The 16984-nt window shown below is 69.4% G+C and carries 15 protein-coding genes; 5 read left to right on the forward strand and 10 right to left on the reverse strand.

All coding sequences use genetic code 11. From position 1 onward, the window contains the following. Positions 1 to 420: 420 nt before the first annotated feature. The 3 genes from ASD43_RS03960 to ASD43_RS03970 all read right to left on the reverse strand — a co-directional run bounded on the left by ASD43_RS03960 (position 421) and on the right by ASD43_RS03970 (position 4758). On the reverse strand, positions 421 to 2385 hold the full coding sequence (locus tag ASD43_RS03960) for a BCCT family transporter (RefSeq protein WP_056413884.1): 1965 nt from the start codon (positions 2383 to 2385) through the stop codon (positions 421 to 423). Between the two features lie 63 nt (positions 2386 to 2448). Beyond that, complete coding sequence (locus tag ASD43_RS03965; RefSeq protein WP_056413887.1) at positions 2449 to 4146, reverse strand: ABC1 kinase family protein; 1698 nt, start codon at positions 4144 to 4146, stop codon at positions 2449 to 2451. Between the two features lie 24 nt (positions 4147 to 4170). Further along, positions 4171 to 4758, reverse strand: coding sequence for a PadR family transcriptional regulator (locus ASD43_RS03970; protein WP_056413891.1), 588 nt, complete (start codon positions 4756 to 4758; stop codon positions 4171 to 4173). A gap of 144 nt (positions 4759 to 4902) precedes the next feature. Here ASD43_RS03970 and ASD43_RS03975 point away from each other — a divergent pair, with 144 nt between their 5' ends. Then, positions 4903 to 6477: a glycosyltransferase family 2 protein gene (locus ASD43_RS03975; RefSeq protein ID WP_082539237.1), complete on the forward strand. Its 1575-nt coding sequence runs from the start codon at positions 4903 to 4905 to the stop codon at positions 6475 to 6477. A 45-nt stretch (positions 6478 to 6522) separates the two neighbouring features. On the opposite strand, the gene map is transcribed toward ASD43_RS03975, so the two are convergent. Next, positions 6523 to 7293, reverse strand: a complete 771-nt coding sequence (map, locus tag ASD43_RS03980) for a type I methionyl aminopeptidase (protein WP_056413897.1) — start codon at positions 7291 to 7293, stop codon at positions 6523 to 6525. Between the two features lie 71 nt (positions 7294 to 7364). Here map and ASD43_RS03985 point away from each other — a divergent pair, with 71 nt between their 5' ends. Together ASD43_RS03985 and ASD43_RS03990 are read left to right on the forward strand one after the other, a co-directional pair. Next, positions 7365 to 7655 (forward strand): helix-turn-helix domain-containing protein, encoded by a 291-nt coding sequence (locus ASD43_RS03985; RefSeq protein WP_056419046.1) that lies wholly within the window; start codon positions 7365 to 7367, stop codon positions 7653 to 7655. A gap of 1 nt (position 7656) precedes the next feature. Continuing rightward, positions 7657 to 8415 (forward strand): SDR family NAD(P)-dependent oxidoreductase, encoded by a 759-nt coding sequence (locus ASD43_RS03990; RefSeq protein WP_056413900.1) that lies wholly within the window; start codon positions 7657 to 7659, stop codon positions 8413 to 8415. Between the two features lie 113 nt (positions 8416 to 8528). Here the strand turns inward: ASD43_RS03990 and ASD43_RS03995 are convergent, their stop codons facing one another. After that, complete coding sequence (locus ASD43_RS03995) at positions 8529 to 9872, reverse strand: HNH endonuclease signature motif containing protein (RefSeq protein WP_056413903.1); 1344 nt, start codon at positions 9870 to 9872, stop codon at positions 8529 to 8531. A gap of 650 nt (positions 9873 to 10522) precedes the next feature. Continuing rightward, positions 10523 to 10828, reverse strand: a complete 306-nt coding sequence (locus ASD43_RS04000) for an ArsR/SmtB family transcription factor (protein ID WP_056413906.1) — start codon at positions 10826 to 10828, stop codon at positions 10523 to 10525. Between the two features lie 112 nt (positions 10829 to 10940). On the opposite strand from ASD43_RS04000, the gene ASD43_RS04005 reads away from it, so the two are divergent. After that, positions 10941 to 12182, forward strand: a complete 1242-nt coding sequence (locus ASD43_RS04005; RefSeq protein WP_082539238.1) for an MFS transporter — start codon at positions 10941 to 10943, stop codon at positions 12180 to 12182. A gap of 43 nt (positions 12183 to 12225) precedes the next feature. Here ASD43_RS04005 and panB read toward each other — a convergent pair whose 3' ends face one another. From panB to ASD43_RS04025, 4 genes are all read right to left on the reverse strand, one after another. Next, positions 12226 to 13095, reverse strand: a complete 870-nt coding sequence (gene panB / locus ASD43_RS04010; RefSeq protein WP_056413909.1) for a 3-methyl-2-oxobutanoate hydroxymethyltransferase — start codon at positions 13093 to 13095, stop codon at positions 12226 to 12228. Continuing rightward, a complete protein-coding gene (gene panC / locus ASD43_RS04015; RefSeq protein ID WP_056413912.1) occupies positions 13092 to 13940 on the reverse strand; it encodes a pantoate--beta-alanine ligase in 849 nt (282 codons plus the stop codon). The genes panB and panC overlap by 4 nt, the downstream gene beginning before the upstream one ends. Next, complete coding sequence (locus ASD43_RS04020) at positions 13937 to 14749, reverse strand: Rossmann-like and DUF2520 domain-containing protein (protein ID WP_082539239.1); 813 nt, start codon at positions 14747 to 14749, stop codon at positions 13937 to 13939. Before ASD43_RS04020 ends, panC begins: the two co-directional genes overlap by 4 nt. A gap of 135 nt (positions 14750 to 14884) precedes the next feature. Further along, entirely contained in the window at positions 14885 to 16174 is a 1290-nt protein-coding gene (locus ASD43_RS04025) for a hypothetical protein (RefSeq protein ID WP_157550772.1), read from the reverse strand. Positions 16175 to 16334: 160 nt separating this feature from the next. Between ASD43_RS04025 and ASD43_RS04030 the strand changes: the two genes are divergently transcribed. Further along, positions 16335 to 16898, forward strand: a complete 564-nt coding sequence (locus ASD43_RS04030) for a TetR/AcrR family transcriptional regulator (protein ID WP_056413918.1) — start codon at positions 16335 to 16337, stop codon at positions 16896 to 16898. Positions 16899 to 16984: the final 86 nt, after the last annotated feature.

Genomic DNA, 16984 nt, shown 5'->3' on the forward strand with positions numbered 1-16984 from the left:
TCCAGGCGGGGTCAGTCCCGCACCCCCGATCCAGGCGGGGTCACTTTCGCACCGGAAACAGGCGATTCGGATGCGTTTCTGACCCCGCACCGAGCCGAAGCCGCGCGCGGGGGCCAGTCCCGCACCCCGATCCAGGCGGGGCCAGTTCCGCACCGCCGATCCAGGCGGGGCCAGTTCCGCACCGGAAACAGGCGATTCGGATGCGTTTCTGACCCCGCACCGAGCCGAAGCCGCGCGCGGGGGCAAACCCCGCACCCCGAACGGCGTGCGGGGCCAGTTCCACACCCCGATCCAGGCGGGGCCAGTTCCGCATCCCCGATCCAGGCGGGGCCAGTTCCGCACCGGAAACAGGCGATTCGGATGCGTTTCTGACCCCGCACCGAGCCGAAGCAGCGTGCGGGGTCAGTTGCGCACCCGGCGTCAGGAGGGGCGTTCGGCGAGGCCGTCCGGGTCGGCGCCGGCATCGGAACCGGCATCCCCTCCGGCGAGCGTGCCGGCATCCGGGATGATGTCGATCGCCTCGGTCGCCGTCGCGTAGACCTCGGCGAGGCTGTCGTCGACCTCGGCCTCGTCGATCCAGGCGAGGTCGTCTTCGGAGTGGTCGTACTCGACGGGCACGAGGGCGAAGTCGTCGCCGTACTCCTCGAGGCCCGCCATGACACTGTGGCGCACGGCCATGCGTGCATAGCGGTCTCGCAGGATGAGGGGATCGCGACGCAGATCCTTCATGAACGCGACCATCATGAACGCCATGATCACCGCGAACGGCAGCGCGGCGATGATCGTCACATTCTGCAGCGATCTCAGGCCCGCGCCCTCCTCACCGGTGACGAGGAGCACCGCGGCGATGACGCCGACCAGCACGCCCCACACGACCGCGACCCACCGAGACGGTTCCGGCCGGCCCTGCTGCGACAGCGTGCCCATCACGAGCGAGGCCGAGTCGGCGCCGGTGATGAAGAAGATCGCGATCAGCAGGATGAGCACGATGCTGGTGATCAACGGGAACGGCAGATTCTCGAGGACACCGAAGAGCACCTCCTCCGGCGGATCGACCGTGAGGTTCGCGCCGTCCATCTGCTGCTGGATCGCCGTCGTCCCGAAGATCGCGAACCACACCAGCGAGATGACCGCGGGCACGACGATGACGACCGAGACGAACTGGCGCAGCGTGCGACCGCGCGAGATCTTGGCGATGAACATTCCCACGAACGGGGACCACGAGATCCACCACGCCCAGTAGAAGATCGTCCAGCTCGACAGGAACGCCTGCGCCTCATCGCCCTGCGAGGCCGAGCGACCGATCATCTCGGGCAGGTCGCCGAGGAACTGCACGGCGACCGAGGGGATGACGTTGAGGATGAGCAGTGTCGGTCCGACGAAGAAGACGAAGAACGCGAGCAGCAACGCGACGACCGCGTTGATGTTCGACAGTGCGCGGATTCCCTTGGAGACCCCCGACACCGCCGAGGCGATGAAGCAGGCGGTGAGCACGGCGATCGCGGCGATGAGCACGCCGTTGCCGAGCTCGCCGATGCCGCTGACGATCTCGACGCCGTGGCCGATCTGCAGGGCGCCGAGTCCGAGCGAGGCGGCGGTGCCGAAGAGGGTGACGATGATCGAGAAGATGTCGATCGTGCGTCCGAGCGGTCCCGCGGTGCGGCCCTCGCCGAGAAGCGGGGCGAAGATCGACGAGATCAGCGGGGTGCGTCCGCGGCGGAAGGCGCCGTAGGCGATCGCGCCTCCGACGAGCGCGTAGAACGCCCACGCTTGCGGGCCCCAGTGGTAGAGCACCTGCGCCTGCGCGGTGTGCATCGCGTCGAGGGTGCTCGCCTCGACGGTGCCGGGCGGCGGGCTCTCGAAGAACGTCAGCGGCTCGGCCGCGCCCCAGAAGACCAGACCAATGCCCATGCCCGCGGCAAACAGCATCGAGATCCACGAGAACATCGAGAACTCGGGCTCTTCGTCGTCTCGGCCGAGGGGGATCCGGCCGTACCGACTGAAGCCGACGAACAGCATGAACACGAGGATGACGGTGGCGATCGTCGTGAAGAAGAAGCCGAAGTACTCGACCACCCACGCGAGGACCGTCGAGGTGGTGCCCGCGAGGTTGTCGCCGGCGAAGACGCCCCAGGCGATGAAGGCGACGGTGAAGGCGGCCGCGGATCCGAAGACGAGCGGATCGGTGCGATAGGTGCGTCCCGTCTCCTCCACCGACACCCCGGGGATGAGGGCGGGGTGCACGCTGGGCGGTGGAGGTACGGCTGCGATGTCGCGCACGATCTTGCGTGCGGTCTCGGCTGCTCTCACGGTGCCCGTCGTCGGCGTGCTCGCCGTCACGTGGGCCGCGGAACTCTCAGATGACTCATCGTTCGGTGTGCCCATGAGAATCGATTCTCCCATGCCCGGGCGGAGCGCACCGGCCCGCCCGGTGGCGTCCCCTCGGCATCAGCGCGGCGTACGACGCCCCACGCCCGCGAAGACCGCGTGCAGCAGGGGCAGCGCCGAGACGCAGATGAGCGTGATCCCGAGCGGCGGGATCGAGGGCACGAGCAGCGCTCCCCCGACCAGCATCGCCGCGAACAGCACGCCCGAGCCGATGCGGCGCGCGATGCCCTCGAGCCGGTCGAGCCGCCTCTCCAGACGCGAGGTGTCGAAGGTGACGTTGCCGTCGTCGACGCGGGTGATGATCGCGTCGATCTTCTTCGGCAGACCGTAGGTGACCGCCATGGTCTCCATCGCCTGCTGCGCCATGTCCTGCATCAGGTTGCCCGACTCGTCGCGCAGCAGACGGCCGGCGTACGGCTCGGCGGCATCCCACACGTTGAACGTGGGATCCAGGCTCGAGCACATGCCCGAGGTGAGCGAGACCGCGCGGATCAGCAGCAGCATGTTCTCGGGGAGCTGCAGGGGGAGCGAGCGCACCATGTCGCCGAACTCGTCGGCGAAGTCCGCGAATTCGCGCGGATCGACGGTGCTCAACTCCGCGAAGCCCATGCCCCCGAACCGGGCGAACAGCGCCCGGAGCGCGCGCTCGAGCTCGGCGGTGTCGGCCGACGGCAGCAGCACGCCGATCTCCTGCGCGGCGGCCACGAGACCCTTGCTGTCGCGACCGGCGACCGCGATGAGCAGGGTGCGCAGGCCCGCGCGCAGGTTGTCGGGCACCTCGGCCATCATCCCGAAGTCGATGAACGTGAGGCGGAAGTTCCGGCCCGTGGTCGACGAAGGGACGGGAGTCACGAAGATGTTGCCGGGGTGCGGGTCGGCGTGGACGAAGCTGTGCGTGAACACCTGGTCGAACATGACCTCGGCGAACACGTCGGCGACCTCGGACGGATCGATGCCGGCCGCCCGCAGCGCCTCGACGTCGTTGATCTTGATCGCCGTCACGTCGGAGAGGGTGAGCACGCGACGGGTCGAACGCTCCCACACGATCTCGGGCGCACCGATGCGCGCGTCGCCGGCGAAGTTCTCGCGGAACCGTTCGGCGCTGGCCGCCTCGTGCAGGTAGTCGATCTCCTCGAGGCTCGTGACCGCGAACTCCTCGATGAGCCCCGGGGCGTCGACGCGGTCGGCGACGAGCCGCACCCGGGTGAGCCAGCGCGCGACACGGCGCAGGACCGCCAGGTCGACGGCGACGATCTCGTCGATGCCGGGGCGCTGCACCTTGACGACCACGTGCCCGAGACCGGTGTCGGCGGCATCCTGCGCGGTCAGGCGCGCACGATGCGCCTGACCGAGGGATGCCGCAGCAACGGGCGTCTCGTCGAACCACGCGAACGCCTGGGTGAGCGGTCGCCCGAGCTCGGCCTCCGCCGCGCGTCGGATGTCGGCGAAGGGCACGGGCGGCACTTCATCCTGCAGCCCTTCGAGCTCCTTCGTGATCTCCGGCGGCAGCACGTCGAGACGCGAGGACATGAACTGGCCGACCTTGATCATCAGGCCGCCGAGCTCGACCGCGAGCACGTGGAACCGCCTCGCGAAGCGCTGCATGCGCGGAGAGCGGGTGCGCTCGGCGACCGAGCGCAGTCCCACGCGGGGCAGGATGAGCTCGAACCACCAGATCTTGATGAGCTCGCGCGCCGCGAACGACAGGATGCGGCGGTACCGGGCACGATGGGCGCCCTGCGCCGCAGCATCCGTCATATGTCGTCCCTGGTTCGTGTGCGATCAGTCCTGAGCGAGGATCGAGTACAGCCTACGGCGGGCCTCGTCGAGGATCTCGACCGCCTGCTGTACCTGCTCAGTGCTGCCGCTGCGTCCGACGGCCGCCGCGGCGGCGGCCAGGTCGACGCCCGACTTCGGCAGTGCGGAGTACCGGGGGTTGTCGTGCGCGCCCTCGCCCTTGTGCTGCGGCTCCCACGGAGCGCGGGTCTCGGTGTGCTCGGATGCGACCGCGCGGCCGGCCTCGGTGAGCGAGTAGGTCTTGCGACCGTTCTGCTCGTCGGCCTCGATCAGTCCCTCGTCGGCGAGCAGCTGCAGGGTGGGGTACACGGAGCCGGCGCTGGGCTTCCAGGTTCCGCCACTGCGATCGGCGATCTCGGTGATGATCTGGTAGCCGTGCATGGGCCGCTCGGCGAGGAGCGAGAGCACCGCGGTGCGGACGTCGCCCTTGGCCATGCGGGAGCCGCCGCTGGGGCGCTGCTCGAACGACTTGCGGAGCTGGTCCATCGCGTCGAAGATCGCGGATGCGGGTCCGCCGGGGCCCGCGCCGAAGCCGGATCCGCCGAACGGGTTCGAGGGGAATGCGTTGTTCATGATGACCTCCCGGGTGTGGTGAGCGATAGTCAACGATATATCGTTAACCCTGTGCGCGGGGTGGGAATTCCCCGCCGCCTGCACGGCGTCTTCCTGTGCGCAAGGGTCGTGCGTCGTGCAGGTGGGGGTGCTTTACTACCTTCGATGTCGAATTCTGTTGCCGCCGCGCCCGCACCCGCCTCTCTCCGCGTGAGCGTGGTCGTTCCCGTCTTCAAGCCGGGCGCATCGTTCGACGACCTGATCGCCTCGCTCGACCGGCAGACTCTCGACCATTCCCGGTTCGAGGTACTGCTGTGCGACGACGGTTCGGGCGAGGAGACCGCCGCGCGGCTGGTGGAGATCGCGCGTGACCGCCCGTACATCCGCGTGGCCTACCTCGCCCCCTCCGGGTGGCCGGGAACTCCGCGCAACCACGGCATCGACGATGCGCTCGGCACCTACATCCAGTTCGTCGATCAGGACGACTGGCTGTACGACGGCGCGCTCGAGGCACTGTGCGACTACGCCGATCTGCACGGGTCCGACGTGGTCCTCGGCAAGGAGATGGGCATCGGCCGCCGACTGCCCGCACGCATCTTCCGCAAGGACATCCCGAACGCCCGCCTCGGCGACGACCCGTTGCTCGAGATGCTCACCCCGCACAAGATGTTCCGTACGGCGTTCCTGCGCGAGAAGGGCATCCGCTTCCCCGACGGCAAGGTGCGGCTCGAAGACCACCTGTTCGTCATGCGCGCGTACTTCGAGGCGTCGAAGATCTCGATCCTCGCGAGCCGGCCGTGCTACGCCTGGGTGAAGCATCCGGGCAGCGCGAGCGCAGCGCGGATCGAGCCCGAGTCGTACTACCCGCACCTCGAGGCCGTGCTCGATCTCGTCGAGCGGTACACCGAGCCCGGCCGCCTTCGCGATCGCCTGCTGCGGCACTGGTTCCGCGGCAAGGTCCTGAAGCGACTCACCGGCAGGCAGATGGTCCGCTACCCCGACGACTATCGCGAACGCCTGCTCGACGTGGTCGCTCCCCTCGCCGAGCGGCGATTCGGGCCGGGCGTCGACGGAGGCCTGTCGTTCCCGAACCGGATCCGCGCCGCTCTGCTGCGGGCCGACCGCCGGACGGATCTGCTGACTTACGCCCGCTTCGAGGACGACCTGGAGTGTCGCGCCGTCGTCACCTCGGCGCGGTGGTCTCGCGGGGGCGGACTCCACCTGACGCTCGCGGTGTCGATCACACACGAGGGACGGGATGCGCTGGTGTTCGAGCCGGGCACCGGGGTGCTGACGTCGCTGCCCGTGGCGGTGGACGGGCTGCCGGCCGCTCTGCTCGAGGCGAAGAAGGAGCTGCAGAACGATCGGGTCGGACTGGTGCTGCGCGATCCCGCGGCGGGTGTCGAACGACACATCTCGGGCACGCATCCGCGCAAGCTCGACGCCGTGAAGGTCGCACTCGACCCGCTCAAGGTGTTCGACCGGGACGACCGATCGACCGGTGCGCCGTTGTTCGTGGCGGTGCGTCGAGCCGGCTGGACCTTCGACGTGCCCCTGACTGCGGATGCCGCGACGCTCGCCGCGGCGGGACGCTCGCCGCTTCTCGCCGGTCGCGCCTGCACCCCTGTGGTCGGCCGTGACGGCGGCGTGGAGTTGCGCCGCCAATGGCCGGGCGGTCGCCTCAAGGATCTCGCCGGCCGCACGGCCCGTCGCCTGCGGAGCGGATCGCCGAAGAAGTAGCGCGCGCTGCGTGCGGATCGGGATCCGGTCGGGATCGGCGGGAGCTCAGGAGGCGAGCGTGAGCACCTCCGCGCCGGCATCCGTGATCGCGATCGTGTGCTCGGAGTGGGCGGTGCGGCAGCCCGTCGCGCTGCGCAGGGTCCATCCGTCGGCGTCGGTCACCAGCACATCGGTATCGGCCATGACCCACGGCTCGATCGCGAGCAGCAGGCCGGGGCGCAGTCGGTAGCCGCGACCGGCACGGCCGTCGTTGGCGATGTGCGGATCCTGATGCATGGTCGATCCGATGCCGTGGCCGCCGAACTCGAGGCTGATCGGATATCCGGCCGCGCTGAGCACCGCGCCGATCGCCTGCGAGAGATCGCCGATGCGGGCGCCGGGGCGGGCCACGGCTATGGCGGCGGCGAGCGCGCGTTCGGTCGCGTCGATCATCGCCAGGTCCGCGGATGCCGCCGTGGTTCCCACCACGAAGCTGATCGCGGCATCGGCCGAGATCCCGCGCAGGGTCACGGCGAGGTCGAGGGTGAGCAGATCTCCGTCGAGCAGGGCGTAGTCGTGCGGCATACCGTGCAGCACCGCGTCGTTCACGGCGGTGCAGAGGCAGTGTCCGAAGGGCCCGCGGCCGAACGAGGGGGCATAGTCGACGTAGCATGACGTCGCCCCGGCATCCTCGATCATGCGCTTCGTCCACCGGTCGAGCTCGAGCAGGTTCACCCCCACGCGCGCCCGCACCTTCAGTGTCTGCAGGATGCGGCCGACCAGTGCGCCGGCATCCCGCGCGCGGCCCAGCTGGTCACTGTCGAGGATCTCGATCATGGTGCTCTCCGATTCATGCGAATCCAATAACTATCCCGGTAATACTATCCCGGTATTAGAATCGGCACATGATGGTTCGGATGCCCCTCACTCCCGCCGAGGTCGAGCGCGGCGAGCGCCTGGGAGCCCTGCTGCGGCGCGCGCGCGGCGAGCGCTCGATGCTGAGCGTCGCCCTCGACGCCGGCGTGTCTCCCGAGACGCTGCGCAAGATCGAGTCGGGCCGCGTGGCCACCCCGGCGTTCTCGACGATCGCGGCGATCGCGGGTGTGCTGCACCTGTCGCTCGACGCGGTGTGGGCCGAGGTGGAGCCCGCCGCGCCTGCCACCGTGCATGCCCCCGGTCACGCGCAGATCGCGTCCTGAGATGGCGAATGCGCTGATCACCGGCGGCTCCCGCGGCATCGGCCGGGCGATCGCGCAGGCGTTCGCGCGCCGTGGCGACCGTGTCGCGGTGCACTACGGACGCGATCGCGCCTCCGCGGAAGAGACCCTGACGTCGCTCGAGGGCACGGGTCACGCCATCGTCGGTGGAGATCTCGGCACCCCGGCCGAGGCACAGCGGGTGGTGACGGAGGCGATCGCCGCACTCGGTTCGCTCGACATCCTCGTGAACAACGCGGCCGTGGCCCCGAGTGCCGCGAACACGCACCGCGCCGACGCCGTGCCGTACGCGCAGTGGCAGCAGGTCTGGTCGGAGATGGTGGCCGTGAACCTGCTGGGCGCCTCGAACGTCACGCTGCTCGTGGCCCAGCACCTGATCGAACGCGGGAGCGGCGGTTCGATCGTCAATGTCGGTTCGCGGGGCGCGTTCCGCGGCGAGGCCGACCACCCCGCATACGCCGCGACCAAGGCGGGGCTGCAGGCTTTCGGCCAGTCGATGGCGCTCACGCTCGCACCGCACGGCATCTCGGTGACCTCGGTCGCCCCGGGCATGGTCTCGACCGAGCGCCAGTCGGCCACGCTGACGGGCCCGGAGGGCGACGGCATCCGCAGTCAGAGTCCGTTCGGGCGCGTCGGCAGGCCCGAGGAGATCGCGGATGCGGTCGCCTACCTCACCTCGCCCACCGCGGTATGGGCCTCGGGCACCGTGCTCGACCTCAACGGGGCATCGTACTTCCGCTGAGCGCATCCGCACCACGCCGACACAGCAGGCCCGCACCGCTCTCCACAGCACGCCCGCACCGCTCTCCACAGCACGCGCCGACACCACACGGCAACGGCGCGCCCGCGCGTCGCTCATGCCGCCACATCGAATCGCGCGCGGCCCCCGAGCCGAGGTCTGCACTCCGGGTCGACGTATCCGGGCGGAATGAACCACACCGTGCCCGCGACCCCTTTTCCGTCGATTCGGATCTCCCACCCGTTGTCGTGAATCCGATGGTGGCACGTCTCGCAGAGCAATACTCCGTTCGACAGATCGGTCGGACCGTGATCCCTGCTCCACCATCGGAGGTGATGCGCTTTTGTCATCTGCGGAGGAAGCCCGCACATCGCGCACCCTCCATCTCTCTCGACCAGTGCGAGGCGTTGCGCCCGAGTGAAGAGCCGCTTCTCTCGTCCCCAGTCCAGGATCTCGCTGCCACCGCCGAGCACACAGGGGATCACGCCACCGCTCGCAGCCATCCTCCTCGCCGCGCCGACGCCGATCTTCTGGTCGAAACCGTCGATGGTGGCGCAGCCCGTGCCGGCCTGCAGATCGTCGAGGGCGATGCGCACGACCACCGTGGCCCCGGCGAGAGGCATACTCTCCCCCTCGCATCCGAGAACGTGCGCACAGAACAGTGCGAGTGCGTCGACCTGGAGCATCGGCACCGTGCGGCGGTCGGCATCGGGTGCATCCGCGTCGGGAGCATCCCTGCGCGCTGCGAAAGCCGCGGTGACGTACCCGCGGATCGCGGCGACGATCGGCGCGGCGGTCTCGACGTCGATCCGCGCATCAAGATGCAGCATCCCGTCTCGCTCGAACATGGTCAGTGACCGACGACGTCGCATCTCCTCACCCTTCGGCTCCAGTCCGTCGGGGTCCAGCCACGCCTCGGCGCGAGTGACGAGCCGGCGGACATCGTCGAGGGAGAGTCCTGCGGCCTTGTCGGCCAGGATCCGCTCAGCCTCCGCGATGCGGTCGATTCCTGCCGCGATCCGGCAGCGCTCCAGAAGTGCGACGATCAGCCCGGCGGCCTGTACTCCGAGCCGACCGGCCGCGAGCGCCTCGCCGAGGGCGGGGTATCGAGCCGGCAGCCGAGAGCCCCGCAGATCGGTGCGTGGGGCGGTCGCCTCGCCGACGGCGACGAGGCGCGTCGCTTCGACCCGGGACACTCCCGTCGTCGCCGCGATCATCGTCTCCGCGGAACGGAAACCCTGCTGCTTCGCGAGGCCGCCGGCGCCCAGCTCGCTGCGTGACTCCTGAGAGATGACTGCAGCGACGTCCGCATGGACGGCGTCGAGAAGCCGCCTCAGCTCACCCGTCGCGGAATGCACCGCGATCAGACGGTCGCGGGGCAGGCCCGCGGCATCGTCTGCGTCAGCCCACAATCCATCGAGGCGGGACATCGCCTCGTGGAGAGCGGACAACTTCGACATGCCTCGATTTTACCGCGCCAGATGCCTAGTTTCGAAGTTATGTTCTAGTGAATTCCGAGGTGCCAGCATGCGGGTTGCGCCCACGCACGCCGACATACCGCCAAGCAGCACGCACACGCCACACGCCACACGCCACACGCCACACGCCACACGCCACACGCCACACGCCRCACGCCGCACGCCGCACGCCGCACGCCGACGATGCCACTCCGAGTCAACTCAGAGCAACGCCGCTACGCGGCTACACCTGCCCACGCAGGGCCACACCGCCACACCGCTCACGCCTCACAGCTCACAGCTCACAGCCCACAGCCACAGCCACAGCCACAGCCACAGCCACAGCCCACAGCCCACAGCCACAGCCCACAGCCACAGCCACAGCCACAGCTCACAGCCCACAGCCCACAGCCCACAGCCCCCGCCTCACAGCCCACAGCCCACAGCCCCCGCCTCACAGCCACAACCCACAGCTCACAGCTCACAGCTCACAGCTCACAGCTCACAGCTCACAGCTCACAGCTCACAGCTCACAGCTCACAGCTCACAGCTCACAGCTCACAGCTCACAGCTCACAGCTCACAGCTCACAGCTCACAGCTCACACCCCCCATACCCATGCGCCACCCCCGGACCGGACCACCCCCGGCCGAGCTACCCCCGCAGCACCGATTCCAACAGTCCGGGGAACAGCGCATCCAGGTCGTCGCGCCGCAGCGTCAGCATCCGCCGCCGACCATGCGGCTCGTTACGGATGATGCCGGCCTCGCGCAGGACCTTCATGAAGTGCGACTTGGTCGACTTGGGGAGATTCGGATCGGTGGCGTGACAGGCGGCCATGTCGAGCGGTCCGTCGGCGAGCTGCCGGGTGATGGCCAGGCGCTCGGGGTCACTGAGGGCGAAGAGCACGTCGGTGAGCTGGATCTCGGAGCGGTCCGGATGCGGGAGGTCGCCTGGCATGGTTCGAGAATAGTTGAACAATCGAGCGATGGCGAGTACGCTCCGATAGTTCGATGATTCTCGAACTCAATGATGTCGAGCACCAGACCCGATCCCACCGCGCGGAGCGCCCATGACCACCACGTCACCGATCACCACGTCACCGATCACCACGTCACCGATCACCACGACGATGCACGCGCAGATCCGACGCCCTCGATTCGGCTTCGTCCTGGCGATCGTGACCCAGGTCGCGATGATGATGGGTGCGAGCGCGCCCTCGCCGTTCTATCCGGTGCTCGCGGCCGAGATCGGATTCGACGCGATCGTCATCAGCGCCGTCTTCGCCGTGTACGCGATCGCGCTGCTGCTGGCGCTGCTGTCGGCGGGCTCGCTGTCCGACCATGTCGGACGCCGGCCCGTCGCGATCGGCGGGCTGCTGCTGCTCGCCGCCAGCATGATCCTGTTCTGGCATGCCGATACGGTCGCCACACTCCTGCTGGCCCGCATCCTCCAGGGTGTCGCCAGCGGTGTGCTCATCGCCGCCCTCTCTGCCGCCGCCCTCGATCTCGCCCCGGGCGGACGCTCCCGGGTCGCCGCCCTCTGGAATGCCCTCAGCCCCGGCATCGGAATCGCGCTCGGCGCGCTTCTCGCCGGCGTAGCCCTCGACGTGACCGGGCAGCCGCTGCTCGACGTGTTCGCCCCGTTGACCGTGGTGTACCTCGTGCTCGCGGCGCTGTTCGTCCTCGCCCCCGAGACCGCACCGCTGCGGCCCGGAGCATGGGGATCGCTGAGCTTCCGACTGTCGGTGCCTGCCGGCATCCGCGCCGACTTCTGGCGCGGAGCCCCCGCGGTCATCGCGGGGTGGGCGACGGGCGGACTCTTCCTCTCTCTCGGCGCGAACATCGTGCGCACCGAGCTCGGCGGAGAGGCGCACGTGTGGCAGGGTCTCGCCGTCGCGATGCTCGCCGGAGTCGGCGCGATCACCGCGTTCGTGCTGCGCACCCGCACTCCGCGCACCTCGGTCGTCTTCGGCACGGCGGCTCTGGCGACCGGCACCGCTCTGTCGCTCGTGGCGTTGAGCGTCGCGTCCCTGCCGTTCTACCTCGCCGCCACCGCGATCACCGGCATGGGCTTCGGCACCGCGTTCTCGGGGGTCGTCGCATCGCTGGCTCCCCGCATCCCCGCGACCGATCGCGCCGACACGTTCGCCGTGATCTACGTGCTGGCGTACCTCGCCTTCGGCGTGCCCGCGGTCATCGCCGGGATGCTGGTCGGACTGTTCGGACTCGGCGTCGTGTGCGTCGGCTACGGGGTCGTCGTGATCGCACTCGCGGTCATCGCCCTGGTGCTGCGGCTGCGCCGTCGGGAGTAGTCCCCGCGCGGCTCCGGCACAGGCCACCTCACCACGGGCCACCTCACCGCAGGGCGAGCATCTCCTGCAGCCGCACCGCCTCGGCTGCCGGCATGGCGTACTCGTGCGCGGATGCCGGATACGCCCCCGACCGCACCTCGTCGGCGTACGCCCGAACTCCCGCGACCGAGACACCGCGGACGTCGGCGTAGCGCTTGACGAACTTGGCGGCCCCGCCGGCGTGGATGCCGAGCAGGTCGTGGAAGACGAGCACCTGGCCGTCGGCGCCGGGCCCCGCTCCGATGCCGATCAGGGGAACGTGCAGAAGGGGCGCGAGCGCCGCGGTGACCGCCGACGGGACCGCTTCGATCACGAGCAGTGAGACCCCGGCGTCCTGCAGGGCGAGCGCATCGTCGATGACGGCGAGCGCGGCGTCGGCGGTGCGCCCCTGCGCGCGGTACCCACCGAGCGACGTCGCGGTCTGCGGGGTGAGCCCGACATGCCCCACGACGGGGATGCCGGCGTTCACGAGCGCCCGCGCCCGGTCGACCGTCGTGCCTCCGCGTTCGATCTTGATCAGGTCGGCCCCGGCCTCCTTGAGGAAACGCTGCGCGGTCGCGAGGGCGAGCTCGTCGGATGCCTCGTACGACCCGAAGGGCAGATCGCCGACGAGCAGCGGCGCCTCGAGCCCGCGACGCACGGCCTTGGTGAGCATCAGCATCTCGTCGACGGTGACGGGCACGGTGCTGTCGTAGCCGAGCACGGTCATGGCCGCAGAGTCGCCGACGAGCACCAGGTCGACCCCCGCCTCCTCGACGATCTGCGCGCTCGGGAAGTCGTAGGCCGTGACCATGACGAGCGGATCACCGGTATCTCTCTTCGTCCGCAGATCGTTCAGGGTCAGACGGGTGCGCGGGGCGGGGTGCGCGCTCATGGTGCGGTGCCTTTCAGCAGGTGGTTGTCGATGAGACGGGCGGCCCCGACGCGGGCGGCGACGAGCAGCAGCGCATCGCGGTCAGCTCGGGCGACGGGCTGCAGTGTCTCTGCATCCCGCAGTTCCAGGTATTCGACATCGATGCCCGCCTCAGCGAGCACGGCTGTCGCAGCGGGGAGGATGCCGTCGCGCTCCCCCGCCCGATGCGCGGCGTCGGCGGCGGCGAGCGCCCGGTTGAGGGCGGATGCCCGGACGCGGGCATCTGCATCGAGGTACACGTTGCGCGAACTCATCGCGAGTCCATCCGCTTCGCGGACGATCGGACGAGCGTCGATGCGCACGTCGAGATCGAGGTCGCGCACGAGCCGGCGCACGACGAGCACCTGCTGTGCATCCTTCTGCCCGAAGTAGGCGACATCGGGCCGCACGATGCCGAACAGCTTGGCGACGACCGTGGCGACGCCGTCGAAGTGGTGGGGTCCGCGGCTCGCACCGTCGAGGACCTCGGTGATGCCCGCGACATGGATGTTCGTCGCGAAGCCGTCGGGATAGATCTCGCTCGGAGTGGGCGCGAAGAGGATGTCGACGCCCTCCGCCTCGGCGAGGGCGGCGTCGCGGGTCTCGTCGCGCGGGTAGGTGCTGAGGTCCTCGTTCGCGGCGAACTGGGTGGGGTTGACGAACAGCGAGACGACGACGAGGCCGTTCTGCTCTCGAGCCGCGCGCATCAGCGAGAGGTGGCCCTCGTGGAAAGCGCCCATCGTCGGGACGAGTCCGACAGTCTCGCCCGCTGCCGTGGCTTCGCGAACCGCGGCGCGCACCTCGGCGACCGTGCGGAGGGTTCTCATACGTGTGCCTCGTTCTCTGCCGCGGGTCCGGGCGCTGCCACCGCGGATCCGGGCGCTGCCACGGCGGATCCGGGCACAGCCACCACCGATCGGGGCGCGGTGCGAGCGATCGCACGCGTCGATGCGGCGAGCGCATCGAAGAGCGGGGCGAGGTGAGCGGATGCCGCGCGCTGCCGCGCCACCGTCTCTTCGTCGCCGCGCGCGATGGGACCGGTCAGCGCGGCGGCGGCCCCGGAGACGGCCCAGTTGTCGACGGTCTGCCGCACGAGCGGGGCGAGGTGGGCACGGTCGACCCCGGCGGTCGCGGCGAGCTCCTCCGCCGCGTCGAGCACGGTGAGCACGAAGTTCGAGGCGAACGACGCGGCAGCGTGATAGCTCGCGCGGTGCGCATCGTCGACGCGGAAGGGGACCAGGCCGAGGGTCGTCGCAAGCCGCGCGGCACGCGCCCGATCGTCGGCGGTGCGGCCGTCGATCGCGGCCCCCACTCCACGGAACACCGTGGGCGATTCCGCGCCGGTCAAAGTCTGCAGCGGGTGGATGCTGAGGTCGACGTCATCCAGTCCGGTCGCGCCCGACACATGGGCGATGAGCGCCGCACTCGCCCGGGCGGACTCCGCCGCTGCGGGGATCGCGGCGTCCGGCACGCAGAGGATCGCGAGATCGACCGGCGGGATGGGCTCTCCTCGACGCAGTGGCCCGACGATCTCCACACCCGCCGCGTGGAGGGCCCGAGCGAGGACACCACCGAGCCGCCCGGCGCCGACGATGGCGATGGTCGTTTCAGAGGGGAGAGCAGGGGTGCTGTGCATGTCGATTCCTCGGCCGAGACGATCGGCGCGAATGGGATGAGTATCCGCCCGATATGGGGTCGCGGCAAAATCTGAGAGCAGAGTGCATATATTCCATCTCGGTTTGCTGCTCGTAATGCGAGCTTGCACACAGACTCACGGTGCATATCGATCTTCCGGAAGTCTCGGGATGAGCGCGTGACGTGCCACCTCCCGCATCGCAGACGTGATCGTTCCATACGCATCGGTCGCGGAGAGAAGGGCGAGGCGCTCGACGGTGCGCGCCGCCCCGCCGTCGTCGTCGCTCACTCCCCGAAGTCCTGCCCACGGCGAAGCTCGACCATCGAGGTCCACTCGCACGTCCGACTCGTCGAAGGCTCGGGACCCCTCGACGACGAGACCCGGAAGGTCGTCGACGTGCGTCGCCGTCCCATCCGCGATCGCGAGCAGCACGAGCGCTTCCTCCGCCCGCGACCGCGTCGACCGGAGATCGAGCAACCCGCCCTCGCCGGCCACGATCATCGAGGCGAGTGTCCGAAGCGTGTGCGGAGAGGCGACACGCAGCGTGCGGGCGAGAGCGGTCGCGACCACCCGCCCCTTGAAGCGACGGATGAGCTTCGCACGCCTGGCGAACGAGACCAGCGCGTCGCCTCGTGATCGCACCTCGTCGGACGTTCCGCCCCACCCGAGCGAGCGCACGAGTCGGTCGCTCTCGGCTTCAGGCAGCCACCCGGTCGTCTCATCCTGCACCATGCCGACCGTGCCGAGCAGATCGAGAAGTCGGGCGAGAGGCGCGAGCGCCGACTCCGCGTCGCTGTGGTCCGCGTCCGCCGGCCGCCGCAGGCCGGCCGCGTCGACATGCGCGAGCAGAGCCAGTCGCCGCGCGGGCGTCACCGCCGATGCGAGCGTCGCGATCGGCGAAGGCGACGGGAGCTGAGGATCGACGAACCACAGATCGCTGTCGTCGAAGAACGGCTGCACCACACCGTGTCGACGCAGAAGTTCGCGGTTCACGTCGTCTTCACGAAACGGCGCCTCTCCGGTCAGCCATCCGGTCGCCGGTGCATCGGCCGGTGAACCCACGGCGCCCGAGACCTCGGACGGGGAGGACAGGGAACTGACCGACAGCCACGGCGTGCCGACCGGAGGAGTCTCGATGGCGCGGATGCCCACCACCGGGTCATGGGGGAGCCCCGGAATCTCGTCGATTCCGGGCCTCGAGGGCCGCGGATACGCGTAGGCCTCGTCGTGGTGACAGCGGTCGATGCCGTCGTGCTCGGAACTCTCGTGGGGTTCGAGCCCGAGACTCAGCCGGTATGCCTCGACGATCCAGTCGTGCGGCGATCCGCTCGGCAGGTCGATCGCCCGATCGAGCTCGGGATGACCGTCGACCGTGAGCTCGACGCGCATGAAGGTGGGCATTCGGACAGGAATCTGAATCGTCATGCGAGCGAGGCTACGAACCTGCCCCGACACCGGAAGGCCCCCACCGCACGACCTGTGGAGGAGATCAGAGAAGGGGATCTGAGTGGAGAAGGCGTCGCACTCGCGTTCTTCTCGCAAGGAGTGATTGACCAATCACTCTCACCCGAGTACAGTCGCTCGCATGACCCCCCGCAGCCCGATCCTCTCGACCGCCGACATCCGACGCCCGCTGGTGGCGGCGGCGGCACTGGTCGAGTTCGCCCGTGGCGGCTACTTCCGCACGACCGTGGCAGACGTGGCGCGCGAGGCGAAGATCTCTCCGGCGTACGTGTTCAAGCTCTATCCCCGCAAGGAGCAGCTGTTCGTCGCGGCGCTCGAGACCTGCTTCGAGCGGATCATCGACGCCTTGGAGGCGGGCGCCGATGCCGCCGGATCCCCTCGCCCCGACGACGTGCTCGACGCGATGGGCGAGGCGTACGCCGACCTCATCCGCGATCGGTCGCTGCTCATGCTCCAAGTGCACGCGCAATCCGCCGCCGAGACCCCCGAGATCGGCGACGCACTCCGCGCCGGACTCGCCAAGGTGACGGAGTTCGTGCGGCAGCGGTCGGCGGGCAGCGACGACGCCGTGCAGCGTTTCATCGCCTACGGGCAGCTCTGCCATCTGATCGTGACCGCACGGGTCGACGAGAGCAGCGCACCCTGGGCGAAGATCGTCGCCCACGGCATCCGCCACCCCGAGTGAGACGCACCGCCGAACCCGGGCCTTTTTCGCGCCCTCAAGAGTGAGTGATCGCTCACTCTCATCAAAAAGATCCCCCATCGACAGGA

It is taken from the genome of Microbacterium sp. Root553 (assembly GCF_001426995.1).
In the GTDB taxonomy this organism is placed as follows: domain Bacteria; phylum Actinomycetota; class Actinomycetes; order Actinomycetales; family Microbacteriaceae; genus Microbacterium.